Raw genomic sequence first — 23,467 nt, 5'->3', positions numbered from 1 at the left:
ACCAAGCGCATTTCGCCATCACACCGCCGCGCCGCTCATGCCCCACAGGCCGCCGCTCGCAGCCGTATCCCGCCGCTCCCGGCAATCGCGGCCAATCCGCCCGCCGAGCCGGGTATCGTGAGGCTGGAACTGGCGGACGACACCTGCCCCGGCTTCCCAGCCAGAAGATGCAAAAGGACCAGCCACGATGAACGCCATCACCACCGTCCGTGTTTCGGAAACCTTGGACGACGCCCAGCGGCCGGCCATTCTGCCCTGGCGCGGCTTTGCATCCGGCGCGTGGCAGCGTGAGATCAATGTCCGCGACTTCATCGTCCGCAACATTCGCCCCTACGAGGGCGACGCCGCCTTCCTCGCCGGCCCGACCGGCAAGACCAAGGCGCTGTGGGACAAGGTCACCGGCCTGCTGGGCCAGGAGCGCGCGGCCAAGGGCGGCGTGCTCGACGCCGACACCGAGGTGTTCTCCTCCATCGTCGCGCACGCGCCGGGCTACATCGACAAAGACCTCGAACTGATCGTCGGCCTGCAAACCGACAAGCCGCTCAAGCGCGCCATCATGCCGACCGGCGGCTGGCGCATGGTCAAGAACGGCCTGGAGGCCTACGGCTACACCCCCTCGCCGAAGCTTGAAGAGGTGTTCCCCAAGCTGCGCAAGACCCACAACGACGGCGTCTTCGACGTCTACACCGACGAGATGCTGCGCTGCCGCAAGTCCGGCGTCATCACCGGCCTGCCGGACGCCTACGGCCGCGGCCGCATCATCGGCGACTACCGCCGCGTGGCGCTCTATGGCGTCGGCCGCCTGATCGCGGACAAGCAGGCCCAACTCACCTCCCTCGCCCTCGACGGCATGGACGAGGACACGCTGCGCCTGCGCGAGGAGATCAACGAGCAGCTCCGCGCGCTGGACGAACTCGTCCGCATGGCGGCCAGCTACGGCTTCGACGTGACGCGCCCGGCCGTCACCGCGCGCGAGGCGGTGCAGTGGACGTATCTTGCCTACCTCGCCGCGGTGAAGGAGGCCAACGGTGCCGCCATGTCGCTGGGCCGCGTCTCCAGCTTCCTCGACATCTTCATCGAGCGCGACCTGCGCGAGGGCACGCTGTGCGAGGTGGAGGCCCAGGCGCTGATCGACCAGTTCGTCATCAAGCTGCGCCTGGTGCGCTTCCTGCGCACGCCCGAGTACGACCAACTGTTCTCCGGCGATCCGACCTGGGTCACCGAGTGCATCGGCGGCATGGCGCTGGACGGCCGTCCGCTGGTCACCAAAAGCTCCTTCCGCGTGCTCAACACGCTCAACAACCTCGGCCCGGCGCCGGAGCCGAACCTGACCGTGCTGTGGTCGGAGCGACTGCCGGAGGGCTTCAAGGCGTTCTGCGCCGCGACCTCGATCAAGACCTGCTCGGTGCAGTACGAGAACGACGACCTGATGCGGCCGTACTGGGGCGACGACTACGGCATCGCGTGCTGCGTCTCGGCCATGCGGATCGGCAAGCAGATGCAGTTCTTCGGCGCCCGCGCCAACCTCGCCAAGACGCTGCTGTACGCCCTCAACGGCGGCCGCGACGAGATCTCGGGCGAGCAGATCGGCCCGGCCTACCAGCCGATCACCGCGGACACGCTCCGCTATGACGAGGTGATGGCGAGGTTCCAGCCGATGATGGAATGGCTGGCCAAGGCGTACATGAACACGCTGAACGCCATCCACTACATGCACGACAAGTACATGTACGAGCGCCTGGAGATGGCGCTGCACGACCGCGACGTGCTGCGCACCATGGCCTGCGGCATCGCCGGGCTGTCGGTGGTCGCCGACAGCCTGTCGGCCATCAAGCACGCCACCGTGACGGTGGTGCGCGACGAGCGCGGGCTGGCGACCGACTTCGTGATCGAGGGCGAGTACCCGGCGTTCGGCAACAACGACGCGCGGGTGGACCAGATCGCGGTGTGGGTGGTCGAGACCTTCATGGCGGCGCTGCGCAAGCAGAAGACCTACCGCAACGCGCTGCCCACGCAATCGGTGCTGACCATCACCTCGAACGTCGTCTACGGCAAGAAGACCGGCGCGACGCCGGACGGGCGCAAGGCCGGCCAGCCCTTCGCACCGGGCGCCAACCCGATGCACGGGCGCGACAGCAAGGGCGCCATCGCCTCGATGGCGAGCGTGGCGAAGCTGCCGTATGCCCACGCGCAGGACGGCATCTCCTACACCTTCACCGTCGTGCCCAGCGCGCTGGGGCCGACCGGGGGCGAGCGGGTGGCGAACCTGACCGGCATGCTGGACGGCTATTTCGCCCAGGGCGGCCACCACATGAACGTCAACGTCTTCGACCGCGAGACCCTGCTGCACGCCATGGATCACCCGGAACTGTACCCGCAGCTCACCATCCGCGTGTCCGGCTACGCGGTGAACTTCGTCAAGCTGACGCGCGAGCAGCAGCTCGACGTCATCTCACGGACCTTCCATGTCATGCATTAGCACATCTCCTGCGACCGCCCCTTCTGGGGCGGTCCAGGGCTGGGTTCATTCCATCGAGACCGGCGGCACGGCGGACGGCCCCGGCATCCGCTACGTGCTGTTCCTGTCCGGCTGCCCGTTGCGCTGCCAGTACTGCCACAACCCCGACACCCGGCACATGCACGACGGCACGCGGACCTCCTCGGCCGAGATCGTCGCGGAGTTGGCGGGCTACGCCGACTTCCTGCAACGGGCCAAGGGCGGGCTGACGATCAGCGGCGGCGAGCCGTTGGTGCAGCCGGAGTTCTGCGCGTCCATCTTCCGCAGCGCCAGGGAGTTGGGGCTGCACACGGCACTGGATACCTCGGGCTTTCTGGGCAGCCACGCCGACGACCATCTGCTGGCCGACATCGACTTGGTTCTGTTGGACATCAAGGCGTTCAAGGAGGCCACCTACCGCACGGTGACCAGTGTGCCGCTGCGCCCGACGCTGGAGTTCGCCGAACGCCTTTCCCTCATGGGCAAGCCGATCTGGCTGCGCTACGTGCTGGTGCCCGGCCTCACCGACGATTTGAAGGAAATCGACGGTCTGGCCGAGTTCGCCGCCGGGCTGGGCGTGGTCGAGCGGGTGGACGTGCTGCCCTTTCACCAGATGGCCGCGTTCAAGTGGCGCGAGCTTGGCTTGCCCTACCAACTGACCGACACGCAGCCCCCCTCGGCCGAGCTGACCGGGCGGGTGCGCGACCTTTTCCAGGCGCACGGCCTGCGCGCCGTGTGAGCGGAGTTCCCCGATCATGGACACACATCGCCTGCCGGGCTTCGAGGCGCCCATAACCCTCGATGCGCGGCTGCCCGACGCCATCGCCCTTGCCGCCGAGGACCTCGGCGTCAAGAAGGCGCACACCGACACGGCCACGCTGTTCGCTCTGGCGGTGCTGGCCGGCGCCTTCGTGGCGCTGGGCGGGCTGTTCGCCACCGTCGTCATGTCGGGGGCCGAGGGCATGCTGCCCTACGGCGTCACGCGCCTCTTGGGCGGGTTGGTGTTCTCGCTGGGGCTGGTGCTGGTGATCGTCGGCGGCGCGCAGCTGTTCACCGGCGACGCGCTGCTGGTGATGGCCTGGGCCAGCGGCCGGCTGACGGCGCGCGCGATGATGCGGGTGTGGACGCTGGTGTGGCTCGGCAACTTCGTCGGCGCGCTGGGCACGGCGCTGCTGGTGTTCCTGTCCGGGCAGTACACCTTTGGGCATGGAGCGGTGGGCGCGCAGGCCTTGTACTTCGCCACCGCCAAGAGCGGGCTGCCGGTGATGCAAGCGTTCTTCCTGGGCATTTTGTGCAACGTGCTGGTCTGTCTGGCGGTGTGGCTGGCGCTGGGCGCCCGCAGCGTCGGCGACAAGATCCTCGCCATCGTGCCGCCGGTCAGCGCCTTCGTCGCCGCCGGGTTCGAGCACTGCGTGGCCAACATGTACTTTGTGCCGCTCGGCCTGCTCATCCAATGGGGAGCGCCGAACAGCTTCTGGGCCGATCTGGGGCGGAGTTCCCCGCCCATCGACGCCGGCCACTTCCTGCTCAACCTAGGCGCGGTGACGCTGGGCAACTGGATCGGCGGCGCAGTGCTCGTCGGCGCGGTCTACTGGTTCATCTACCGGCGGGTGCGTCACTCCAGCGTGTAGAGATAGGCCGCGATGTGACGGGCTTCCTGCTCGTCGCTGGTGGTCTTGGGCATGACGGTCTTGGGATCGACGCCCGGCGGGTCGAGGATCCACTGCACCAGATTGTCGCCGCTGTTGGGCAGCACCCCGGCGATGTAGCCGCGCCGGGCGATCCCCTTCAGCGACGGGCCGACCGTGCCCGACGCGCCTTGCACACCGGGGATCTCGTGGCAGCCGCCGCAGCCGCGCTGCTTGATCGCCGTGCGGCCGGAGGACGGGTCGCCGCCGGTGATCTCCCGGGCGCGCGCCTCGATCTCGCCGCTGTCGACGATGCCGTGCACCTGGAAGGCGAACAAGGCGGCGACGCAGGCCGCGCTGACGGCGGCGATGAGGCCGAGGACGGCCATATGGCGGGTGGTGTCAGGCATGGCGTGCCCTCCGGTTGGTGGGGCGGCCGGACCGGGCGATCCACCGCCCGCACAGCGCCAGCCCGGCCCCGGCGTAGGCCATGCCGGCCGGCACCCACATGATGAGCCCGGCCATCTGCTGGTCGGCCAGCGGCCCGGCGTAGGCGTACAGCGGCCTTGGCGCCACCGTGAGCAAGGCGCCCAACAGCGTCCCGTGCACCGAGGTGGCGAACAGGCACAGCACCGCCAGCCCGCCGCCTTGCTCGCGCATCGCCCACCAGAAGAATAGCGCGGAGACCAGGAAGCTGGCGTGCTGGAGGCTGTGCAGCGCCTCGCCGTCCAGCGCCGCGTCGAACGCCGCCGGCAGATGCCACGCCCACAGCGCCGCCCCGTGCAGCACCGTGGCGACGACCGGATCGCACAGCGCCCGCCACGCGGCGCGGACCGGCGGGGTGCGGAAGCCACCCACCAGGCCCGGCCGGGCGCCGCGCGGGAACGCCCACAGGAACGCGCCGACCGGCCGAGACACGACCAGCAGCGGTGCGGCCACGACCATAAGCAGCTCGTGCTCCACCATGTGCGCGGTGAAGGAAGCGCCGCCGGCCTCGTGCAGCGGCGACACCAGCGCCGCGGCGAGCGTCAGCCACCCGGCTGCAAAACAAAGCGCCTGCATCGGCCGGATGCCGCGCCCGGCGCCCACCGAGCCCCACAGCCGCGCCACCCCGGCGGCGTACAGCCCGCCCGACAGCAGCAGCGGCAGCAGCACCCACGGCTCGCTCATCGCTCGCACCCCGTGAAGACGAAGGCGGCCAGGGTCTGGCCGGCGATGGCGACGAGGAACAGCACGGCGATCCACATCCCCATGCCGCCGACGAAGCGCCGGTCGTTGCTGGCGGCGCTGCCGTGCGCCCGCCACGACACGCCGGCTCCCGCCAGCGCGATCAGGGCGCACACGGCGCCCACCACCGGGATCGCCCAGCGGTACCCGGCGCACGCCCACGGCGCCAGCGCGTAGGTCACCTGCTGGTCGAGGAACCACGCGGCTGGTCCGGCGGCGATGCCCGCCCAGGCGGAGCCGACCTCCCTGCGCGGACGAACGGTTGCCATGGCACCCTCCTACATCCACCGCGGCACGACGTAGAGCACGACGTAGAGCGGCAGCCAGCCGGCCACGACGAAGTTCCAGTAGACGGAGTTCTCGGCCACGTCGCTGAAGCGCCGGCCGTGCGCGTGCCGGGTGAACATCAGCGCGGTCAGCACCGCCGTATCGCCGACGTCGGTGACCAGATGCAGCGTGTGCAGCCCCAAGAGCGTCCAGACGATGGAGCCGTAGGCGCTGTCGTCCCAGCGGCAGTTCAGCGTGCCCCACTCCAGGACGCGCACGCCGATCAGCACCAGCCCGGCCACCAGCATGATCACCAGCCCGATGCGCGAGCCGCGGAGGTCCTGGTCCTCGCCCTTCGTCTTGGTCCACAGGTTGGGCCACAGGCTGGCCAGCAGCAGCATCGTGAACAGGCTCGAAGCCCATAGGGCCGGCGGATTCTGCCCTGGCGGCCAGCGTGATTCTCCACCGGCCACAGCCAGATAGAAGTAGGTGGCGACCGCCAGCACGAAGCCCATGCCCTCGATGGCGATGAAGCCCAGCGTGCCCCACCAGGGGATGCTGCGGGTGCCGAATCCGTTGGTCGGCAGGTCGGAGACGTCCTCGACGAAGCGTGGGGTCATCATTCCTCCAGCGGGTCGCGGTGTCCGACGCTGCCCTTGGGCCAGAACCAGCCGATCAGCGCCAGGGTCAGCGGAATCGCCCCCCACACCACCGCCCACGGCGTGAACACCGAGCCGATGAACAGCCCGGTCAACGCGATGGCGGACACCAGCGGCCAGATGGACGGGGAGGGCGAGGGCTCGCGCACCTCCGGTTCGGCGTCGACGACGCTGGTGGTCAGCAGCTCGCGCGTGTCTACCCGCAGGCCGGTGACGACGGGCAGCGTCGAACGCTCCTCCCACAGCGGCTCGCGGCCGGTCACCACGGGGATGTGGCGGAAGTTGTAGGGCGGCGGCGGCGATCCCGTCGCCCACTCAAGCGTCGAGGCGTCCCAGGGGTTCTCATCCGCGACGGCGCCGCGCCTCAGGCTGACCGCGATGTTCGCCAGGAACACCAGCACGCTCAGCACGATCAGCGCGGTGCCGGCGCTGGCGATCAGGTTGCCGAGGTCCCAGCCCAAGCCGCCGGGATAGGTGTAGACACGCCGCGGCATGCCCCACAGGCCCAAGAGGTGCATGGGGAAGAAGGCGACGTTGAAGCCGACGAAGAACAGCCAGAAGTTCCACCGCCCGAGCCGCTCGCTGAGCAGCCGCCCGGTGAACTTCGGAAACCAGTAGTAGACGCCGCCGAACAGCGGGAACACCGCGCCGCCGATCAGCACATAGTGGAAGTGCGCCACCACGAAGTAGCTGTCGGTAACTTGCAGGTCCAACGGCACGGCGGCCAGCATCACCCCGGTCAGCCCACCGATGACGAAGATGACGACGAAGCCCGCCACGAACAGCAGCGGCGTGCGCCACACCGGCCGCCCATCCCACAGCGTGGCGATCCAGCAGAAGATCTGCACACCCGATGGGATGGCGATGGTCATGCTGGCGGCGGTGAACAGGCTGTCGCCGAGCCGTGGCAGGCCTGTGGCGAACATGTGGTGGACCCACAGCCCGAAGCCGAGGAACCCCGTCGCCACCAGCGACAGCACCATGGGCAGATGCCCGAACACCGGCCGGCGGGCGAAGGTGGCGACGATGCTCGACACCATGCCCAGCGCCGGCAGGAAGATGATGTAGACCTCCGGGTGGCCGAAGAACCAGAACAGGTGCTGCCACAACAGCGGCGAGCCGCCCTCGGCCGGGTTGTAGAACTGCGTGCTGACCAGCCGGTCCATGATGAGATACGTGGACGCCAGCATCACCGCCGGCATGGCGAACAGCACCATGAAGGAGGTCACCAGCATCGACCAGCAGAACAGCGGGATGCGGTTCAGCGACATGCCCGGTGCGCGCATCTTCAGGATGGTGACGATCAGCTCGACTGACACGGCCAGCGCCGCGACCTCGGTGAAGGTGATCATCTGCGCCCACAGATCGACGCGCTTGCCCGGCGAGTACCCCGGCCCCGACAGCGGCACATAGCTGAACCAGCCGGTGTCGGCGCCGACGTTCAGCATGAAGGCGATCCAGATCATCGCCCCGCCGAACAGGTACACCCAGTAACTGAAGGCGTTCAGGCGCGGGAAGGCGATGTTGCGCGTCCCGACCATCAGCGGGACCAGATAGACCGCCATCGCCTCCATCACCGGCACGGCGAAGAGGAACATCATCGTCGTGCCGTGCATGGTGAAGAGCTGGTTGTACTTGTCCGGCCCGATCAGATCGCTGTCCGGCCGCGCCAACTGCACCCGCATCGCCACGGCGCTCAGGCCCGCCAGCAGGAAGAAGACGAAGGCGGTCACGACGTAGCGCCGGCCGACCATCTTGTGGTCCACCGTGGTGAACCAGCCCCACAGGCCCGGCGGTGTCGCCCAGGCGCGCTCCAGCGCCCGCTCGGTCGCCAGCTGGTCCATCTGGCCATCGCGCGGGCCATCGTCACGCGGGCTCATTTCAGGCTCTCCAGATAGCTCACCACGGCCTGGAGATCCTGCGGCTCCAGGCCCGTCGCGGGCATGTGGTTGCCGGGCTTGATGCCTTGCGGATCGGCGATCCAGGCGGCGAGGAAGCCGCGCTCGTTGGGCAGCATGCCGGCCGCCAGCGTGCGGCGGCTGCCGACGTGCGTCAGGTCGGGGGCGGTGCGCCCGCCCGCGTCGGTGCCGCCGATGCGGTGGCACATGATGCAGGGGCCGGCGAGGAACACCGCGAGCCCGCGGACCTGCGCCTCGTCGGCGGGCTGGGCGGCCGGGGCGAGTTGGGCGTCCCACCAGTGGGTGAAATCCTCCCGGTCCTCGGCCACCACCTCGAAAGCCATCTTGGCGTGCTGGGCGCCGCAGAATTCCGCGCACTGGCCGCGGAAGATGCCCGGCTTGTCGGCGCGCAGGTAGAGCACGTTGTCCTGGCCGGGGATCAAGTCCTGCTTGCCGTGCAGCGACGGCGCCCAGAAGCTGTGGATCACGTCGGTGGATTTCAGTGTCAGTTTGACAGTGGCGCCCACGGGGATATGGATCTCGTTGGCGGTGTCGAAGCCGCGGCTCTCCGGCTGGCCGTGATAGCGCACCTGCCACCACCACTGGTGCCCGGTCACCTCGATGGAGACCTCCTCGTCGTGCGCCAGCGCGTCCAGGCCCTTGTCGGTGACGTAGCTGGCGGCGATCAGCAGGAACAGCGTCAGCGCGGTCACCCCCACGGCACCGCCGACCACGCGGCCGATGCCGCGCTCGCGCTCCGGCTCGGGCCGCGGCATCGGCTCTGCGATGGGCCGGCGGCGACGGAGAATGGCGATCAGCAGCGCGACCATCACCAGCGCGAACACCGCGGCGCTGACGCCGAGCATCAGCCACCACAGCGCCTCGATGCGGGCCGCCTGCGGGCCGGCGACGTGCAGCGCGGATTGCGCGAAGGGGATGGTCGGCTCGTTCATTCCCGGCGTTCCGAAGCGGTCGGCAGGCCCGAGTTCTGCGGCGTCTGTCCCGGAGTCTGCTGTTCGGACGGCTTGGCGTTCATGTGGTCGTCACGCGACGGAGCCGCGTCCTTCGGCGCCTGCCCCGACAGCGAGCGGACATAGGCCACCAACTGCCAGACCTGCTGGTCGGGGATGCGGCCGCGGAACGACGGCATGCCGTTGGGACGGCCCTCGACGATGGTGGCGTAGATGTTTTCCGGCTCGGACCCGTAGATCCACTTTTCGTCCATCAGCGGCGGACCGATGCCGCCGCCGCCCTGCGCGTGGCAGCCGTTGCAGTTGAACCAGCTGAACAGCCGCTTGCCCTCGTTCATGTGGTAGGCGTTCTCCTCGTACCGCCGGTGGCTGCCGTTGGGCGGCGGAGCCCCGCCGGGGTACAGGTCGCTCAGCACCACCTTGCCCGGACCCTGCTCGCCGGCCGGGCGCGGAGTGGTCTCGCGCTCCTCGCGCCGGCAGCCGGCCACCGCCAGCGCCATCAGGCCGCACAGGATCAGCACGCGGGCGGACATCGCGGGTCTCCTCCCTATGGGCCGTCGAGGCGGGGGACGCCGTACTCCGCCAGGATGGCGTCCACGGCGGCGCGGTTGCGCTCCAGCGCCTCGTTCAGCCGATGCTTCATGTCCTCGTCGCCGCGCCGGACACCCATGGCGATGTCGAACACCATGGGCAGCGGCGGCTCGAACTGCGGGCTCACCGGCGTGATGGTCAGCGGCACCGGCTGGCGCTTGGCGAAGTAGCCGGCCAGGGGCCCCCACACCACCGCCACGTCCACCTCGCCCGACGCCACCGCGGCGACGATGCGGGCCGGCGGGTTGGGCTGGGCGTAGTCGCCGTAGACCGTGTAGCCGGCGACGTTGTCGACGATGCCCCGGCGGCTCAGCGCGTGGGCGGGGGGCGTGTTGGTGGCGTCGTTGCCGATCATCTGCACGCCGACGCGCACCTCGCGCAGCCGCGGGTCGTTGAATGACGCCACGTCCAGCCCGCGGTCGGCGCGGCTGACGAAGACGTAGCTGGAGCGGTAGTAGGGCCGGGTGGCGGACACCATCTCGAAGCCCGAGGGCACCCCGGCGAGAACGTCGCACAGCCCCGCCTTCAGCGTGTTGCGCACGAAGCCCCGGCGCTGCGCCCACCACGTGTAGCGCACGGGCACGTGCAGGTCGGCGGCCAGCAACTCGACGATGCGGTTCTCGAATCCCTCGCCGCGGTCGTTGGAGAAGGGCAAATTGTTGGGGTCGGCGCAGACGCGCAGTTCGTCGGCGTGCGCCGGGGCGGCCAGCGTCAGCAGTGCGGCGGCCAGCCTAATGGGACGGCAGCGCGAAGACATAGAGCGTGCCTCCCTTGGTGGTCTTCTCCTTCAAGTCGCGCATGGCGTTGACCATGCCCAGCGCCCCGGTGCCGTCGCGCGGGTCGAGGCCGCCGGCCACGATGGCCCCGGCCCAGCCCCCCACGCCGGACAGGATCGCCACGTACTGCCGCCCGTCCGGCCCCTTGAAGCTCGTGGGCTGGCCGATGATCCCGGAGCCGGTCTTGAACTGCCACAGCAACTCGCCGGTCCTGGCGTCCACCGCCTTGAACCAGCCCTCCAGCGTCCCGTAGAACACCACGCCCCCGGCGGTGGAGAGCGCACCGCTCCACACCGGGAAGTCCTCCTTGATCTGCCACGCGGGCTTGCGGGCGATGGGATCCCAGGCGGTGAACAGGCCGCGGTTGCCGCCGGGGCCGGCCTTCTGCCGCACGTTGGCGCCGACGTAGGGCGTGCCGGCGATGTAGTTCACCTCCACCGCCTCCCAGTCCATGCACATGTTCTGGTGCGGGATGTACAAAAGCCCGGTGAGCGGCGAGAAGGACGAGGGTTGCCAATCCTTGGCACCGGGTGCGGTCGGGCAGACGTCGCGGATCACCTTGCCCATGACCGGGTGCTTTTCCGGGTTGTAGGCGATGCGCCCGGTCGTCAGATCGACGCCGGTGCTGGAGTTGACGTGCACGAAGGCATCGGCGGCCAGCACCTCGCCGGTCGCGCGGTCGATGGTGTAGAGATAGCCGTTGCGGTCCGGGTGCATAAGCACTTTGCGGACCTGCCCATTCCACGGCAGGTCGAGCAGGATGTGCTCGTTGACGCCGTCGTAGTCGGACACATCGTGCGGGCTGTACTGATAGGCCCAGTGGGCTTGGCCGGTCTCGGGATCGCGGGCGAAGACGGTGGCCGTCCACTTGTTGTCGCCGGGCCGCTGCTCGGCGTTCCACGGGCCGGGGTTGGCGCTGCCGTAGTAGACGAGGTTCAACTCGGGATCGTAGCTGATCCAGCCCCACACCGTGCCGCCGCCGATCTTCCAGGCGTCGGGCGGCCACGTGCTGACGCCCAGATCCTTGCCCTTGTCCTTCTCGTAGAAGGGCTTAAAGTCGGCGCCGATCAGCACGTCCGAATCCGGCCCGGTCGAGTAGGCGCGCCAGACGGTGCTCCCGCTGTTCAGGTCCACCGCGGTCAGCCAGCCGCGCACGCCGAACTCGCCGCCTGAGTTGCCGACCAGCACCTTCCCCTTCACCACCAGGGGCGCCATGGTCATGGTCTCGCCCTTGTTGATGTCGGCGAGCTTGACCTTCCACAGCTCCTTGCCGGTCCCGGCATCGAGGGCGATGGTGTGGCCGTCCAGCGTGTTGAAGACGATCTTGCCCTCGGCGAAGGCCACCCCGCGGTTCACCGTGTCGCAGCACGCCACCCCCTGCGCCGAGGACGACGGGTGCGGATCGTACTGCCACTTCACCGGCGCGCCGGGCTTGGTCATGTCCAGCGCGTAGACGACGTTGGGGAAAGGCGAGACGACGTACAGCGTGCCGTCCACGTAGACCGGCGCCGCCTCCTGCCCGCGCAGCACGCCCATGGAGAAGGTGAAGGCGACCTGAAGGTCTTTCACCGTGCCGGCGTTGATCTGGTCGAGCCCGGAGAATCGCGTCGCGGCGGTGTTCTTGGCCGGCATGGGCCAGGACCCGTCCTCCTCCTGCGGCACGAACGCGGGGACCGTCGCCTTGTCCTGCGCGGCGAGCGGCGCCGTCAGGCAGCCGAGCCAGATCCCGATCAGTCCGGCGACGACGAAGGCGGGGCGGCGCTCCATGCGGCAAACCTTCGTGGCAGAGAGGTTTTCCGCACTAACGGTGCCTTGGCTGGGGAGGTTCCTACCTCTGACGACGCATGAACCCGTCGAGGCTGAAGCGCCCCGGTCCGGCCGCGACCAGCGCCAGCAGGCCGCCGACGATGGCGACGTTCTTCATGAACTGGATGTTCTGCATCATCCGTTGGTCGGCCGGCGCGTCCCAGAAGCGGTGGGCGATGAAGCTCGCCACCACCGTGAAGCCGGCCACCAGGATGGCCGCCAGCCACGTCCATGCCCCCAGCACGATGGCGAGGCCGCCGAAGAACTCGACACAGGCGCCGACCGGCGCCGTCACCGAGGCCATGGGCACCCCCATGCCTTCCATCGACGCGGTGAACGCGGCGAGCCCGGTGAGCTTGCCGAAGCCGCTTTGAACGAAGATCGCGCCGATCAGCAAGCGGGCGAGGAGGAGGACGGAGTCCTGCCACCCCGTGCCGGCCCGGTGGTCCCAGGATGCCGTGTCGGAGGACCGGCTGCCGTACGTTGCCATGAGCCCCTCGCAAGGATTTTTTCGATGCAAAACGTCAACATTCACCATCGGGCGGGGTTCCGCGTTGCTTTTCGGCCCACGCCGCAACGCAACGCGTGACATTCTGCCGCACTGGGGTAACTCTCTGCGTCATCGGCAATCCGCCCCAGGCCAGAGTGACCACGCCCATGTCTTCCAACGCCGCCCTCCGTGACCCGCAGCAGGCCAACCCGTCCCCGACCGATAAGGACAGCCCGCTGCGCGACGACATCCGCCTGCTCGGCCGCCTGCTCGGCGACACCGTGCGCGAGCAGGAGGGCGACGACTGCTTCGCCGTGGTCGAGCGGGTGCGTCAGGCCTCGGTGCAGTTCAACCGCCACGACGACGCCTCCGCCGGCCGCGAGATGGCGGAGATCCTCAACGGCCTGCCGCGCGACACCGTCATGTCGGTGGTGCGCGCCTTCTCCTACTTCCTGCACCTCGCCAACATCGCCGAGGACCAGCACCACATCCGCCGCAACCGCGACCACGCCATCGCCGGCTCGCCGCCGCGCGACGGCACGCTGCCGCACGCGCTGGACCGGCTGGAGGAGGCCGGAATCGGCACCGACCGCCTCGCCGAGTTCGTGCGCACCGCCCTGGTCAGCCCGGTTCTGACCGCCCACCCCACCGAGGTGCAGCGCAAGAGCATCCTGTCGCTGGAGCGCAAGGTCGCCTGCCTGCTCGACGAGCGCGACCGCAGCCGCCTCACCCCCGACGAGGCCGCCGAGAACGACGACGCCCTCCAGGCCGCCATCCTGACGCTGTGGCGCACGCGCATGCTGCGCCCGCAGCGCCTCGCGGTGATCGACGAGGTGAAGAACGGCATCTCCTATTACACGGATACCTTCTTCGCCGAACTGCCCAAGCTGTACTGCCGGTTCGAGGATCTGCTGGCGCATCGCTATCCCGAGCGGGAGTGGCAGGTGCCGCCGTTCTTCCGCATCGGTTCGTGGATCGGCGGCGACCGCGACGGCAACCCCTTCGTCACCGCGCCCATCCTGTGCGAGACCATCCGCCTGCAATCGGCGGCCGTCTTCGAACATTATCTGGCGGAAATCCACGAACTGGGCGCCGAGCTGGCGCTGTCCAGCATGCTCATGGGCATCCTGCCGGAGATGGAGGCGCTGGTCGCACGCTCGCCCGACACATCGGCGCACCGCCAGGACGAGCCGTTCCGCCGTGCGCTGACCGGCATCTACGCGCGGCTCGCGGCGACGGTGGAGGCGCTGGACCGCCACGAGGCGTTGCGCCACGCCGTCGGCAAGGCCGAGCCCTACGCCACCAGCGGCGAGCTGATGGCCGACCTTGAGGTGCTGGCTGCGTCGCTGAAGGCGCACGGCGCCGCCAAGCTGGCGGCCGGGCGGCTGCGCCGGCTGATCGTCGCGGTGCAGGTGTTCGGCTTCCATCTGGCGCCCATCGATTTGCGTCAGAACTCCGACGTGCACGAGCGCACGGTGGCCGAACTGCTGGCCGTCGCCGGCCGCTGCGCCGACTATAAGGCGCTGTCCGAGGACGAGCGCATCGCGCTGCTGGCCGAGGAAATCGCCTCGCCGCGCCCGCTGCACGCGCCCTACCACACCTATTCCGAGGAGACGACCGGCGAACTGGCGATCCTCTTCGCCGCCCGCGAGATCCGGCGGACCTACGGCGAGGCGGCGCTGCCCAACTGCATCATCTCCAAGACCGACGGCGCGTCCGATCTGCTGGAGGTGGCGCTGCTGCTCAAGGAAGCCGGGCTGCTGACGCCCGGCGCCGAGCCGCGGCTCGCCATGAACATCATCCCACTGTTCGAGACCATTGGGGACCTGCGCCAAGCCCCCGCCACCATGGAGCGGCTGTTCGCGCTGCCGGTCTACCGCGCCCTGGTCGCGTCGCGCGGCGACGAGCAGGAGGTGATGCTCGGCTACTCGGACTCCAACAAGGACGGCGGTTTCCTCACCTCCGGCTGGGAGCTGTACAAGGCGGAGATCGAGCTGGCCAAGCTGTTCGACCGCCACCAAGTGCGCCTGCGCCTGTTCCACGGCCGCGGCGGTTCGGTCGGCCGCGGCGGTGGGCCCAGCTATCAGGCGATCCTGGCGCAACCGGTGGGCGCCGTCTCCGGCCAGATCCGCATCACCGAGCAGGGCGAGGTCATCGCCTCCAAGTACGGCAACCCGGAGGTCGGCCGCCGCAACCTGGAGGTCCTGACCGCCGCCACGATGGAAGCGACGCTGCTCGACCTGGAGAACGACGTCGAGCCGGCCGAGGCGTTCTACGACGCCATGGAACAGCTCTCGGGGCTCGCCTTCGGCGCTTACCGCGGGCTGGTCTACGAGACGCCGGGCTTCACGACATACTTCCGGCAGGCGACGCCGATCTCGGAAATTTCGACGCTGAACATCGGCAGCCGCCCGGCATCCCGCACCAAGTCCGATCGCATCGAGGATCTGCGCGCCATCCCCTGGGTGTTCTCGTGGGCGCAGTGCCGGCTGATGCTGCCGGGCTGGTACGGCTTCGGCAGCGCCGTCGAGGCGTGGCTGAAGGACCGGCCGGACGGCTTGGACCTTCTCCAGCGCATGCACCGGGCGTGGCCGTTCTTCCGCATGCTGCTGTCCAACATGGACATGGTGCTGGCCAAGAGCGACCTCGCCATCGCGTCCCGCTACGCCGAGCTGGTGGGCGACACCGAACTGCGCGAGCAGATCTTCGGGCGCATCAGCGCGGAGTGGGAACTGACGCGGCGCCATTTGCTGGCGATCTCCGGCCAAGCCGACGTGCTGGCGGACAACCCGTTGCTGGCGCGCTCGATCCGCAACCGCTTCCCCTACATGGACCCGCTCAACCACGTGCAGATCGAACTGCTGCGCCGGCACCGCGCCGGAGCCGACGACGAGCGGGTGCGGCGTGGCATCCTCATGTCGATCAACGGCGTGGCGGCGGGTCTGCGCAACAGCGGTTGAGGATGCAACACTACAGTCGCGCTACCGTCATCAGGGCGTCTTGGAACTCAGGCATGTAGGAGGCACCAGACAACCGACGGGAAGCGACATGGCCCTGTGGAATTCGAGCGCCGCCGCCGCGGCGCCCTCCGATGCCGGTCTTGAAGCAAGCGGTCTCGAGGTGCGGCTGGCCACCAGCGCGCACGAGATCGATGCGGCGCAGGCCCTGCGCTACCGGGTCTTCCATGACGAGCTGGGGGCGACCGCCGCCGGGGACGTTCCCGGCCGCGACGTGGACGGTTTCGACGCGGTCTGCGACCATTTGATCATCCTCGATCACGACGCGCGCCCCGGTGGCGCCGTAGTCGGCACCTACCGGCTGCTGCGCCGCTCGGTGGCCGAGCGCTGCGGCGGCTTCTACACCGCGACCGAGTTCGACATCGCCCCGCTGCTCGCCCAGCCCGGCGAGCTGCTGGAACTCGGGCGCTCCTGCGTCGATCCGGACTACCGCAACCGCGCCACCATGCAACTGCTGTGGCGCGGCATCTCGGCGTATATCCTGCGGCACGGCGTCTCGCTGATGTTCGGCTGCGCCAGCCTGCCGGGCACCGACGTGGACGCGCTGGCCCCAGCGCTGACCTACCTGCACCGCCACCATCTGGCGCCGCCGGACCTGCGGGCGCGGGCGCTGCCGGACCGCTACGTCGCCATGGACCGCGTGCCGGTGGCGTCCGAACACGCCGCGGTGGCGCAGCTGGAGGCGCGCGCGGCGGTCGCCGGCCTGCCGCCGCTGCTCAAGGGCTATCTGCGCGTCGGCGGCTTCATCGGCGACGGGGCGGTGGTGGACCACGCGTTCAACACCACCGACGTCTGCCTGATCGTCGCGGTGGACGATGTGTCGGGCAAATACGCCAAGCACTTCCTGCATCGCTTGGGCTGAGCGGCGGGATCTTTCCGGCACGACACCGCCGTACTGGAAGACGCCGAGCCTGTGACGGTCGTCACTGCGTTGTCCGGCTTTTCCGGCGATGCTCCTTTGGCAAGGCGCAGAAGGCGCAGAGGTGAGACGGACAAAATATCCGTCGCGTGATCGGCAAAGGGGATCGTCATGGTTGGGCAGTCCGGCGTCGCTTCCGCGTCGGCGGCCTCCGCTGGGGCTCAGCGGTACCGCGAGGCGGACTCCATCCGAGCCCAACGAGTCCCCGCGAAGACCCAGACGTTCGCAGCGTCGCTTCCCGCCGAGCCGAGCGTCATATCGACCATCGGCAAGGCTTTCAGCCCTTCACCGCCGCCGGCCAGACTGGCTCTGGAAGCTCCTGTCCCGGCGAGGCCGGTGAATCGCTCCGTTCTTTCGTCGCCGGCCTTGGCGAAGCGAGGCGCCGCCGCCTATGGGGCTGCCGCCTCCATCGACTGCTCCGAAGCCGGTGCGGAACCCCAATCCTCCGCCCCCGCCAGCGTGAACATCGACTGTTAGAGCCTGTGGCCTCGAAAAGCTGACCACCCCGGATTACCTCACCGGCTTCGATACCGAAGCCGAGGCCCGTTCCCACATGAAGCTTTACGACACGCGGGCGGCCGGCGACCAACCCCGGAGGTGAGGTGGCGACCGCTGTCGATGGGAATTACAGGGAGCCGAGGCGCGCATGACCGCCATTCCGCACCACACCAGCCCGTCCACGGACGAATGGATGAAAGACGCCGATTATGATGGCCCGCGGCCCGAGCGCACGCTGACGCCGGAAGTGGCCTTCGCCGAGGGCCGGGCGTGCCTGTGGTTCTGGGTGCTGCTGACGGCGATGATCGCGGCGCCTGCCGGTTTCGTTCTGCGCGGTTTGGTGGCGTGAACGGTTTCCGCCTTGACTGACGGCAGCCCGTACCGGAGGGTGCGGCCATGAAACCCGCCGCTGCCACCGTCCAGGTCGACGAAACCGGCCCGCAAACCTTCACGCTGGTGGTGACGTTCGACGGCCAGCGATTCGAGTGCGGCACCTACATCAGCCGCCCTGCGGCCTTGCAGGCGGGGCGGCTGTTCGTCCAGCGCAAGGAGGGTGAAGCGGGTGGGCAACGCGCGCGCGGCCGGCGGAAGCCGGGATAAGGGAAGCGGCGCCTAGAATTCGCGGGGCTCTCGTTTGCAACGGCCCTTCGCCTGGCTCATCTCGTCGAGGTCGAGCGTGGCGGGACCCCATTTTTTCGGATCATCCTGGTTGATGAGCCTGTAGGGGCCGGCCTTCAGGGCCATTTCACCGTCGGCGCGGTTGATGGACAGGATCAGTGCGAAAAATGTGTTGTCCGGGTAATCACCCACCCGATTCCAAGGCCCTTTGTAGGCAACGAACACACTGGCGTCGTTCACGGACGACACCGCCCGCTCGACGCCGCTTGGCACGCCTTGCATGAACGTTGAGAAACTGGGCACGCTCACGGATTTCTTCGCCTCATCGACGCCGATCTGAAAGTGTCCACTTTTGAGAACGCCAGCCAAGCCCGCCCGCCTGATTTCCGAAACCGAACAATTGAACCAGATCGGATCGGCTTGTGCGCTGATGGACCACAGGGACGCCACGGCCAAAGCTCCGCAGATTGTCTTGTTCATCGCGCCCCTCAGGTGAGCGGCCCCGTATCGCCGCTCCGAGGCGAATGTTAGTGCATTTATCGCCACGGCGCAGCGAGGTTCGGTCATGGCATCCAAAACCCTGCTCATCGTCGCCCACGCCCCTTCGGCCAACACGCTTCGGTTGCGCGACGCCGTGCTGCGCGGGGCCTGTTCGCCCGAGGTGGAGGGGGTGGCGGCGCGCGTGCTTCCTCCACTGGAGGCCGGGCCGGACGACGTGCTGGCGGCGCAGGCCGTCATTCTCGGCACGCCGGAGAACCTCGGTTACATGAGCGGAGCGCTGAAGGACTTCTTCGACCGCATCTACACCCCCTGCCTGGAGCGCACGCAGGGCATGCCCTATGCCCTCTACGTCCGCGCCGGCCACGACGGCACCGGTACACGGCGCGCGGTGGAGACCATCACGACCGGCCTGCGCTGGCGGGCGGTGCAGGAACCGCTGATCTGCCGCGGCCCTTACCGCGACGACTTCGCGGTCCAGTGCGAGGACCTCGGCACGCTGATGGCCGCCGGCCTGGAGGCGGGGATCTTCTAGCCGGTCATCGGCGGGAATCGTTGTTGGTCATACAAATACGCCTATCGTGCTCGGCCGTTGCAGCCGAAAGTTGGACTTCCGCTCACGCGGCGGTGTGCGATCATCCCTGGAACCGCGGGGCGCGGGATTACGATCAAGAAGTGTTGCGTGATGGACCTTCCCGACTACCAGAAATTGGCCTGCGAGCTGGCGGAAGCGGCCTGGAAGCTGGAGGCCGAAGCCGCCCTGGGCGGCGACGAGGCGCGCGCCGCGATGGCCAACGAAATCGCCCGCCGCGCCATTGCGATGTGCAGCGACCTCGGCCTGGCTCCCCCGTGTCCGCCGAATCATCTCTGGTGTGCCTCCGGGTGCGGGAAGCGGGCCATGGCCGGCCGCTGCGCCTCCGTCGTCCCGGAGCCGGGCAGATCCGTGATCAGTCCGGCACTGCATGGCTGAATCGCCGGTCCGGCGCCGCAGGTCGGTTGACCCGGCGCGCGGGGTGGCTAGAGTGCGCCGGTCGACAACGGCCACATCGGACTGACCGGTATGCTGCGCACCTTCATCGGCCTCTTCCATCGTCTCATGCCGAAGGAGGAGCCCTTCATCGAGAAGTTCTGCGCGCACGCCGAGCGCGTCGCCGAGGCGGCGCGGGCGTTCCGCTCCATCGTCCACGGTGAGGGCTCGCGCGAGGATCTCGTCGCCATCATCCGCAAGATGGAGCGCGAGGCCGACCGCATCACCGAAGAGACCATCGAGGCGACGCACCGCACCTTCATCACGCCGTTCGACCGCTCGCAGATCCAGGAGCTGATCGACGGGCTGGACGATACCGTGGACACCATGAAGGACGCCTCGCGCCGCATCCTGCTGCGCGGCATCCACGACTTCACGCCGCAGATGAAGGAGATGGCCGACCACGTCGTGCGCTGCGCCGAGATCGTGCAGCGGAGCATGCCCCTGCTCGACGCCGTCAGCCGCCAGTCGGAGCCGCTGCTGGAGAACTTCAAGGCGGTCAAGCGCGCCAAGAAGGCGGTCAACGAGCTGCGCGACTCCGGTCTGGCGCAGCTGTGGAGCGCCGACAATCCCCTCGACCCCGGCCAGAAGCTGCTGATCGAGGAGACCTACGATCTGGTGACGCTGGTCGCCGACCGGCTGAAGGACGTGGCGAAGACCGTCACCGGGATCGTCAGCGAGCATGTGTAGAGGGGGCGTTTTGCCCCCTCAGATCTCGTAATCCCCGGCCAGCCCGGCGCGGATGCGCTCCACGTTCTCGGCGCTGGTGCCGTTCCGGGTGTCCAGATCCTGCGCGACCCGCGCCGGGGTGCCGGCCAGCAGCAGCACGCGGTCGGCGAGGAACACCGCTTCCTCGATGTCGTGCGTGACGAACAGCGTCGTCTTGCCGGTTTCGCGGTGGATGCGTTTCAGCTCGTCCTGCAAGCCGCGCCGCGTGATGGCGTCCAGCGCGCCGAACGGCTCGTCCATCAACAGGATGTCCGGGTCCACGGCCAGCGCGCGGGCGATGCCGACTCGCTGGCGCTGGCCGCCGGACAGCTCGTAGGGCCAGCGTTTCGCGTAGTCCTCAAGCCGCACCAGCGTGAGCGCGGCGTGCGCCCGCTCGGCCCGCTCGGCGCGGCTGACGGGGAGGCCCTCCAGGCCGAACTGAACGTTGCGGTCGACCCGGCGCCAGGGCAGCAGTCGCGGGTCTTGGAAGACCAGACCGAAGGGCCGGTGCTGCGGGCGATCCGACGCGTTCAGCACGACGGTGCCCGCGGTCTGGCGGTGCAGCCCGGCGACCACGCGCAGCAGCGTGGACTTGCCGACGCCGGACGGGCCGACGATGGCGACGAAACTGCCGCGCTCCACCTCCAGGTCGAGGCCGGCCAGCACCGGCGGCGCCCCCCGGCCATAGCCGATGGTGACGCCCTTCAGCGAAATCACCGGCGCGCCGCTTGCCGCCACCATCACCGCTGCCATGCCAGCACCTTGCTCTGCACGCGCACGAACACGAAGTCGGAGATGCCGTACAGCACGGCGATGGTGATCATGTAGAGAACCACGATGTGGGTGGCGAGCAGGCCCGAGGCCTCCATCATCCGCATGCCGACGCCGGGGATGCCGAACAGCTCGGCCGCAACCACGGTCATCCAGCCCTGGCCCAGGCCGGCGCGCAGCCCGGCGAAGATGCCGGGCAGGGCGCCGGGCAGGATGATCTTGAACAGGCGCGGGATCAGCCCGCCCTGGCCGAAGGCGTGGCCCAGCTCGATCAGGTCCTTGTCCACCGACGACACCGCGGCGTAGGCGGCGAAGTAGTTGATCCAGAACACCGTCAGCGCGATCAGGAAGGCGGCCGAGCCCTCCGACACGCCGAACCAGATGATGGCGAAGGGAATCCAGGCGATGGCCGGGATCGGCCGCAGCATGCGCACGATGCCGGCCTGGAACGCGTTGAACGTCGGCCACAGCGCCGCTGCGGTGCCCACCGAGATGCCGAGGAACGAGCCCAGCGTCAGCCCGGCCAGATAGTGCGACAGGCTGGCCAGCACCATTGCCTGCCACTGGCCGTTCTTCAACTCGGCGATCAGGGTGGCGGGGACGGCGCTGGGGGCGGGCAGCAGGAGCGGCGGCACGAAGCCGCTGCGCGTCACCCCCTCCCACGCCAGCAGGAAGACGATGACTCCGACGGCGGAGAGCAGGGCGTCGTTGCGACCGTTCATTTGGCGGCGTCGTAGAAGCGGAAGTCGAAGGCCTCCTCGACCGCGGCGCTGTTGCCCTGGGCGGAGCCGGTCTCCTGCTGGAACGCTTGCATGCGCTTGACCGCCTCGACGATGGTGTGCGGGTCGGCGGTGAACTTGCTGGCCGGCGAGGTGAGTGCCGCCTCCAGCACCGCCGGCTCGACGAGGCCCTTGCCGAGGTGCTCGTTGGACAGCGCGGCGGCGCGCTTCGGGTCCTTGGTCACCACGTCCACGGCGCGCTTGTGGATCGCCACGAAGCGGCCGACCGCGTCGGTGTGTTGGCGCAGCACCTCGCCGCGGGCGGCGACCACGGTGCCGGGCTGGCCGGGGAACATCTCGCCGCCCAGCGCCAGGATGGCGGCGGCCGGGTCGGTGTTCTTGACGATGGTGATGGTCGGCTCGCGGATGTCGGCGGCGTCGAGCGCGCCAGCCATCAGCGCCTGCTGCGTCTTCTCGATGCCCATGGGCACGATCTCGACGATGGCCGGGTCGAGCTTGGCGACCTTGAACAGCCAGTGGCGCAGCACGGTGTCGGGCACCGAGCCGGCCGGCTGTGTGCCGAATTTCACCTTGCGGCCGGCCGTCGCCGCCAGTTCCTTGACCGCCTCGGCGGCGGGCTTGTCCTTGGCGAGCTTGGCCAGCGGCCCGCGGGCGACCAGCACCAGTTCCTCGATGCCGGAATTGGCGATGACCGAGACGTCCACGCCCTTGGACCGGGCGACGATCACCGGTGCCACGCCGGCATAGATCATCTCCACCTGTCCGGCGGCCAGCGCCTGGATGGCGGCCGGGCCGTCCACGAAGCGGGTGAGCTTGACGTCCAGCCCCTCCTGCGTGGCCCAGCCCTCGCCGGTCAGCACGAACAGCGGTGCGGCGGCGAGGATCGGGATGTAGCCGATCCGCAGCGTCACCGGGTCGGCGGCGCGGGCCGGAGTGGTAAACGCGGCCACGGCGGCGAAGGCGAGCGCCAAGGCGCGGGTCTTGAAGGACATGGGAGTTCCTCTCGGTGCAAGCGTCCCGCTGACGGCAGTCAGATCGTCCACGCGTCGCTGTAGTTCGAATTGGTGGTGTGGATGCCGCACTCGGTCTTGCCCAGGCCGGCCCAGCGGCCGGAACGCGGATCGGCGCCGGGCGCCACGCGCTCTGTGCAGGTGTAGCAGCCGATGGACAGGAAGCCGTCCTCCTCCAGCGGGTGGTGCGGCAGCTTGCGCCACGCGAACTCCTCGTCCAGGCGTTCACGGTCCCACGGCGCCAGCGGGTTGACCTTGACCCGGCCGTCCTGCGCCTCGAACACAGGCAGTGCGGCGCGGGTGGAGGCCTGGAAGCGCTTGCGCCCGGTGATCCAGGCGCCGAACCCGTTCAGCGCGTCGCGCAACGGCAGCGTCTTGCGCAGATGGCAGCAGGCGTCCGGCGCCTTCTGCCACAGCAGCCCGTCGCGGTCCGCCGCCGCCATGTCGCCCTTGCCCGGCCCCACTGTGCGCACGTCCGTCAGCCCGAGCAGTTTCACAAGCTGGTCGCGGTAGCGCAGCGTCTCGCCGAACAGCTTGCCGGTGTCCACGAAGATCACCGGGATCGTCGGATCGACCTCGGCGGCCAGCGCCAGCAGCACGGCGGACTCGGTCCCGAAGGATGAAACCAGCGCGATGCGGCCGGGGAACGCCTGCTTGATGACCGCTTCCATCAGCGCGGTGCCTTCAAGAGCGCCGAACCGCTCCACCATTTCGGCCGCGCGGAGAACTTCGGGGGGAGAGCTGGTTCCTTCGGGCATGGCGATCTATTCTACATATCTGAAGGGTTGATTGCATCTGTTGGCACACTACCACCGGCAAGATACTGTTGCAATGCATTTACACTTATCTAC

At 68.9% G+C, this 23,467-nt stretch carries 26 protein-coding genes; 10 read left to right on the top strand and 16 right to left on the bottom strand.

All coding sequences use genetic code 11. The annotated features are described in order from the left end of the window. Nucleotides 1-18: 18 nt before the first annotated feature. Nucleotides 19-198: a hypothetical protein gene (locus ACSVDD_RS18490; RefSeq protein WP_448190851.1), complete on the bottom strand. Its 180-nt coding sequence runs from the start codon at nt 196-198 to the stop codon at nt 19-21. Between ACSVDD_RS18490 and pflB the strand changes: the two genes are divergently transcribed. The 3 genes from pflB to ACSVDD_RS18475 are packed head-to-tail and all read left to right on the top strand — an operon-like array spanning nt 188 to nt 4,128. Continuing rightward, nucleotides 188-2,479 carry a formate C-acetyltransferase gene (gene pflB / locus ACSVDD_RS18485; RefSeq protein ID WP_448190850.1) on the top strand — a complete coding sequence of 764 codons (2,292 nt, stop codon included), beginning with the start codon at nt 188-190 and terminating at the stop codon, nt 2,477-2,479. The genes ACSVDD_RS18490 and pflB overlap by 11 nt on opposite strands. Further along, the gene (gene pflA / locus ACSVDD_RS18480) at nt 2,466-3,236 is read left to right on the top strand and encodes a pyruvate formate-lyase-activating protein (RefSeq protein ID WP_448190849.1); all 771 of its coding nucleotides are present in this window, start codon (nt 2,466-2,468) and stop codon (nt 3,234-3,236) included. The genes pflB and pflA overlap by 14 nt, the downstream gene beginning before the upstream one ends. A 16-nt stretch (nt 3,237-3,252) precedes the next feature. Beyond that, entirely contained in the window at nt 3,253-4,128 is an 876-nt protein-coding gene (locus ACSVDD_RS18475) for a formate/nitrite transporter family protein (RefSeq protein ID WP_448190848.1), read from the top strand. On the opposite strand, the gene ACSVDD_RS18470 is transcribed toward ACSVDD_RS18475, so the two are convergent. The 10 genes from ACSVDD_RS18470 to ACSVDD_RS18425 all read right to left on the bottom strand — a co-directional run bounded on the left by ACSVDD_RS18470 (nt 4,113) and on the right by ACSVDD_RS18425 (nt 12,810). Beyond that, nucleotides 4,113-4,535 (bottom strand): c-type cytochrome, encoded by a 423-nt coding sequence (locus tag ACSVDD_RS18470; RefSeq protein ID WP_448190847.1) that lies wholly within the window; start codon nt 4,533-4,535, stop codon nt 4,113-4,115. The two genes, ACSVDD_RS18475 and ACSVDD_RS18470, sit on opposite strands and share 16 nt — an antisense overlap. Beyond that, the gene (locus tag ACSVDD_RS18465; RefSeq protein WP_448190846.1) at nt 4,528-5,295 is read right to left on the bottom strand and encodes a cytochrome c oxidase assembly protein; all 768 of its coding nucleotides are present in this window, start codon (nt 5,293-5,295) and stop codon (nt 4,528-4,530) included. The genes ACSVDD_RS18470 and ACSVDD_RS18465 overlap by 8 nt, the downstream gene beginning before the upstream one ends. After that, entirely contained in the window at nt 5,292-5,621 is a 330-nt protein-coding gene (locus ACSVDD_RS18460) for a hypothetical protein (RefSeq protein WP_448190845.1), read from the bottom strand. Before ACSVDD_RS18460 ends, ACSVDD_RS18465 begins: the two co-directional genes overlap by 4 nt. Nucleotides 5,622-5,630: 9 nt before the next feature. Then, nucleotides 5,631-6,239: a cytochrome c oxidase subunit 3 gene (locus ACSVDD_RS18455; protein ID WP_448190844.1), complete on the bottom strand. Its 609-nt coding sequence runs from the start codon at nt 6,237-6,239 to the stop codon at nt 5,631-5,633. After that, complete coding sequence (gene ctaD, locus ACSVDD_RS18450) at nt 6,239-8,158, bottom strand: cytochrome c oxidase subunit I (protein ID WP_448190843.1); 1,920 nt, start codon at nt 8,156-8,158, stop codon at nt 6,239-6,241. The genes ACSVDD_RS18455 and ctaD overlap by 1 nt, the downstream gene beginning before the upstream one ends. Then, complete coding sequence (gene coxB / locus ACSVDD_RS18445; RefSeq protein WP_448190842.1) at nt 8,155-9,129, bottom strand: cytochrome c oxidase subunit II; 975 nt, start codon at nt 9,127-9,129, stop codon at nt 8,155-8,157. Before coxB ends, ctaD begins: the two co-directional genes overlap by 4 nt. Then, nucleotides 9,126-9,680: a c-type cytochrome gene (locus ACSVDD_RS18440; RefSeq protein ID WP_448190841.1), complete on the bottom strand. Its 555-nt coding sequence runs from the start codon at nt 9,678-9,680 to the stop codon at nt 9,126-9,128. Before ACSVDD_RS18440 ends, coxB begins: the two co-directional genes overlap by 4 nt. Nucleotides 9,681-9,694: 14 nt before the next feature. Beyond that, nucleotides 9,695-10,495 (bottom strand): substrate-binding domain-containing protein, encoded by an 801-nt coding sequence (locus tag ACSVDD_RS18435; RefSeq protein WP_448190840.1) that lies wholly within the window; start codon nt 10,493-10,495, stop codon nt 9,695-9,697. Beyond that, nucleotides 10,470-12,281, bottom strand: a complete 1,812-nt coding sequence (locus ACSVDD_RS18430) for a methanol/ethanol family PQQ-dependent dehydrogenase (RefSeq protein ID WP_448190839.1) — start codon at nt 12,279-12,281, stop codon at nt 10,470-10,472. Before ACSVDD_RS18430 ends, ACSVDD_RS18435 begins: the two co-directional genes overlap by 26 nt. A 61-nt stretch (nt 12,282-12,342) precedes the next feature. Next, entirely contained in the window at nt 12,343-12,810 is a 468-nt protein-coding gene (locus tag ACSVDD_RS18425; RefSeq protein ID WP_448190838.1) for a DoxX family protein, read from the bottom strand. A gap of 167 nt (nt 12,811-12,977) precedes the next feature. Between ACSVDD_RS18425 and ppc the strand changes: the two genes are divergently transcribed. The 4 genes from ppc (at nt 12,978) to ACSVDD_RS18405 (ending at nt 17,844) form a co-directional block, all read left to right on the top strand. Further along, nucleotides 12,978-15,770: a phosphoenolpyruvate carboxylase gene (gene ppc, locus ACSVDD_RS18420; RefSeq protein WP_448190837.1), complete on the top strand. Its 2,793-nt coding sequence runs from the start codon at nt 12,978-12,980 to the stop codon at nt 15,768-15,770. An 88-nt stretch (nt 15,771-15,858) separates the two neighbouring features. Further along, nucleotides 15,859-16,689, top strand: a complete 831-nt coding sequence (locus ACSVDD_RS18415; protein ID WP_448190836.1) for a GNAT family N-acetyltransferase — start codon at nt 15,859-15,861, stop codon at nt 16,687-16,689. A gap of 703 nt (nt 16,690-17,392) precedes the next feature. Further along, nucleotides 17,393-17,593 (top strand): hypothetical protein, encoded by a 201-nt coding sequence (locus ACSVDD_RS18410; RefSeq protein ID WP_448190835.1) that lies wholly within the window; start codon nt 17,393-17,395, stop codon nt 17,591-17,593. A 47-nt stretch (nt 17,594-17,640) separates the two neighbouring features. Further along, nucleotides 17,641-17,844: a hypothetical protein gene (locus tag ACSVDD_RS18405; RefSeq protein WP_448190834.1), complete on the top strand. Its 204-nt coding sequence runs from the start codon at nt 17,641-17,643 to the stop codon at nt 17,842-17,844. Nucleotides 17,845-17,856: 12 nt separating this feature from the next. On the opposite strand, the gene ACSVDD_RS18400 is transcribed toward ACSVDD_RS18405, so the two are convergent. Continuing rightward, nucleotides 17,857-18,342: a hypothetical protein gene (locus ACSVDD_RS18400; protein ID WP_448190833.1), complete on the bottom strand. Its 486-nt coding sequence runs from the start codon at nt 18,340-18,342 to the stop codon at nt 17,857-17,859. Nucleotides 18,343-18,427: 85 nt separating this feature from the next. Between ACSVDD_RS18400 and ACSVDD_RS18395 the strand changes: the two genes are divergently transcribed. The 3 genes from ACSVDD_RS18395 to ACSVDD_RS18385 all read left to right on the top strand — a co-directional run bounded on the left by ACSVDD_RS18395 (nt 18,428) and on the right by ACSVDD_RS18385 (nt 20,077). Beyond that, nucleotides 18,428-18,895: a flavodoxin family protein gene (locus ACSVDD_RS18395; RefSeq protein ID WP_448190832.1), complete on the top strand. Its 468-nt coding sequence runs from the start codon at nt 18,428-18,430 to the stop codon at nt 18,893-18,895. 150 nt (nt 18,896-19,045) lie between these two features. Beyond that, on the top strand, nt 19,046-19,330 hold the full coding sequence (locus ACSVDD_RS18390) for a hypothetical protein (RefSeq protein WP_448190831.1): 285 nt from the start codon (nt 19,046-19,048) through the stop codon (nt 19,328-19,330). Between the two features lie 90 nt (nt 19,331-19,420). Then, nucleotides 19,421-20,077, top strand: coding sequence for a DUF47 domain-containing protein (locus tag ACSVDD_RS18385; RefSeq protein WP_448190830.1), 657 nt, complete (start codon nt 19,421-19,423; stop codon nt 20,075-20,077). Between the two features lie 18 nt (nt 20,078-20,095). Here ACSVDD_RS18385 and ACSVDD_RS18380 read toward each other — a convergent pair whose 3' ends face one another. From ACSVDD_RS18380 to ACSVDD_RS18365, 4 genes are read right to left on the bottom strand one after another with little or no spacing between them, the layout of a single operon-like run. Further along, the gene (locus ACSVDD_RS18380) at nt 20,096-20,848 is read right to left on the bottom strand and encodes an ABC transporter ATP-binding protein (protein WP_448190829.1); all 753 of its coding nucleotides are present in this window, start codon (nt 20,846-20,848) and stop codon (nt 20,096-20,098) included. Further along, on the bottom strand, nt 20,836-21,588 hold the full coding sequence (locus tag ACSVDD_RS18375; protein WP_448190828.1) for an ABC transporter permease: 753 nt from the start codon (nt 21,586-21,588) through the stop codon (nt 20,836-20,838). The genes ACSVDD_RS18380 and ACSVDD_RS18375 overlap by 13 nt, the downstream gene beginning before the upstream one ends. Continuing rightward, nucleotides 21,585-22,598, bottom strand: coding sequence for an ABC transporter substrate-binding protein (locus tag ACSVDD_RS18370; RefSeq protein ID WP_448190827.1), 1,014 nt, complete (start codon nt 22,596-22,598; stop codon nt 21,585-21,587). The genes ACSVDD_RS18375 and ACSVDD_RS18370 overlap by 4 nt, the downstream gene beginning before the upstream one ends. A gap of 38 nt (nt 22,599-22,636) precedes the next feature. Further along, nucleotides 22,637-23,374 (bottom strand): phosphoadenylyl-sulfate reductase, encoded by a 738-nt coding sequence (locus ACSVDD_RS18365; protein WP_448190826.1) that lies wholly within the window; start codon nt 23,372-23,374, stop codon nt 22,637-22,639. Nucleotides 23,375-23,467: the final 93 nt, after the last annotated feature.

It is taken from the genome of Azospirillum terrae (genome assembly GCF_053470425.1).
Note: the sequence above shows the minus strand (reverse complement) of the source record. Positions and strands in the feature narration are given on the sequence as shown.

Coding starts and splice junctions, on each gene's coding strand:
- ACSVDD_RS18380 (WP_448190829.1), bottom strand. CDS start 20,848: ATGGCAGCGGTGATGGTGGCGGCAAGCGGCGCGCCGGTGATTTCGCTG.
- ACSVDD_RS18395 (WP_448190832.1), top strand. CDS start 18,428: ATGGCATCCAAAACCCTGCTCATCGTCGCCCACGCCCCTTCGGCCAAC.
- pflA (WP_448190849.1), top strand. CDS start 2,466: ATGTCATGCATTAGCACATCTCCTGCGACCGCCCCTTCTGGGGCGGTC.
- ACSVDD_RS18385 (WP_448190830.1), top strand. CDS start 19,421: ATGCTGCGCACCTTCATCGGCCTCTTCCATCGTCTCATGCCGAAGGAG.
- coxB (WP_448190842.1), bottom strand. CDS start 9,129: ATGAACGAGCCGACCATCCCCTTCGCGCAATCCGCGCTGCACGTCGCC.
- ACSVDD_RS18370 (WP_448190827.1), bottom strand. CDS start 22,598: ATGTCCTTCAAGACCCGCGCCTTGGCGCTCGCCTTCGCCGCCGTGGCC.
- ACSVDD_RS18400 (WP_448190833.1), bottom strand. CDS start 18,342: ATGAACAAGACAATCTGCGGAGCTTTGGCCGTGGCGTCCCTGTGGTCC.
- ACSVDD_RS18465 (WP_448190846.1), bottom strand. CDS start 5,295: ATGAGCGAGCCGTGGGTGCTGCTGCCGCTGCTGCTGTCGGGCGGGCTG.
- ACSVDD_RS18405 (WP_448190834.1), top strand. CDS start 17,641: ATGAAACCCGCCGCTGCCACCGTCCAGGTCGACGAAACCGGCCCGCAA.
- ACSVDD_RS18470 (WP_448190847.1), bottom strand. CDS start 4,535: ATGCCTGACACCACCCGCCATATGGCCGTCCTCGGCCTCATCGCCGCC.
- ACSVDD_RS18410 (WP_448190835.1), top strand. CDS start 17,393: ATGACCGCCATTCCGCACCACACCAGCCCGTCCACGGACGAATGGATG.
- ACSVDD_RS18460 (WP_448190845.1), bottom strand. CDS start 5,621: ATGGCAACCGTTCGTCCGCGCAGGGAGGTCGGCTCCGCCTGGGCGGGC.
- ACSVDD_RS18440 (WP_448190841.1), bottom strand. CDS start 9,680: ATGTCCGCCCGCGTGCTGATCCTGTGCGGCCTGATGGCGCTGGCGGTG.
- ACSVDD_RS18435 (WP_448190840.1), bottom strand. CDS start 10,495: ATGTCTTCGCGCTGCCGTCCCATTAGGCTGGCCGCCGCACTGCTGACG.
- ACSVDD_RS18375 (WP_448190828.1), bottom strand. CDS start 21,588: ATGAACGGTCGCAACGACGCCCTGCTCTCCGCCGTCGGAGTCATCGTC.
- ACSVDD_RS18415 (WP_448190836.1), top strand. CDS start 15,859: ATGGCCCTGTGGAATTCGAGCGCCGCCGCCGCGGCGCCCTCCGATGCC.
- ACSVDD_RS18475 (WP_448190848.1), top strand. CDS start 3,253: ATGGACACACATCGCCTGCCGGGCTTCGAGGCGCCCATAACCCTCGAT.
- ACSVDD_RS18455 (WP_448190844.1), bottom strand. CDS start 6,239: ATGACCCCACGCTTCGTCGAGGACGTCTCCGACCTGCCGACCAACGGA.
- ctaD (WP_448190843.1), bottom strand. CDS start 8,158: ATGAGCCCGCGTGACGATGGCCCGCGCGATGGCCAGATGGACCAGCTG.
- ACSVDD_RS18390 (WP_448190831.1), top strand. CDS start 19,046: ATGGACCTTCCCGACTACCAGAAATTGGCCTGCGAGCTGGCGGAAGCG.
- ACSVDD_RS18430 (WP_448190839.1), bottom strand. CDS start 12,281: ATGGAGCGCCGCCCCGCCTTCGTCGTCGCCGGACTGATCGGGATCTGG.
- ACSVDD_RS18490 (WP_448190851.1), bottom strand. CDS start 198: ATGGCGTTCATCGTGGCTGGTCCTTTTGCATCTTCTGGCTGGGAAGCC.
- ppc (WP_448190837.1), top strand. CDS start 12,978: ATGTCTTCCAACGCCGCCCTCCGTGACCCGCAGCAGGCCAACCCGTCC.
- ACSVDD_RS18365 (WP_448190826.1), bottom strand. CDS start 23,374: ATGCCCGAAGGAACCAGCTCTCCCCCCGAAGTTCTCCGCGCGGCCGAA.
- pflB (WP_448190850.1), top strand. CDS start 188: ATGAACGCCATCACCACCGTCCGTGTTTCGGAAACCTTGGACGACGCC.
- ACSVDD_RS18425 (WP_448190838.1), bottom strand. CDS start 12,810: ATGGCAACGTACGGCAGCCGGTCCTCCGACACGGCATCCTGGGACCAC.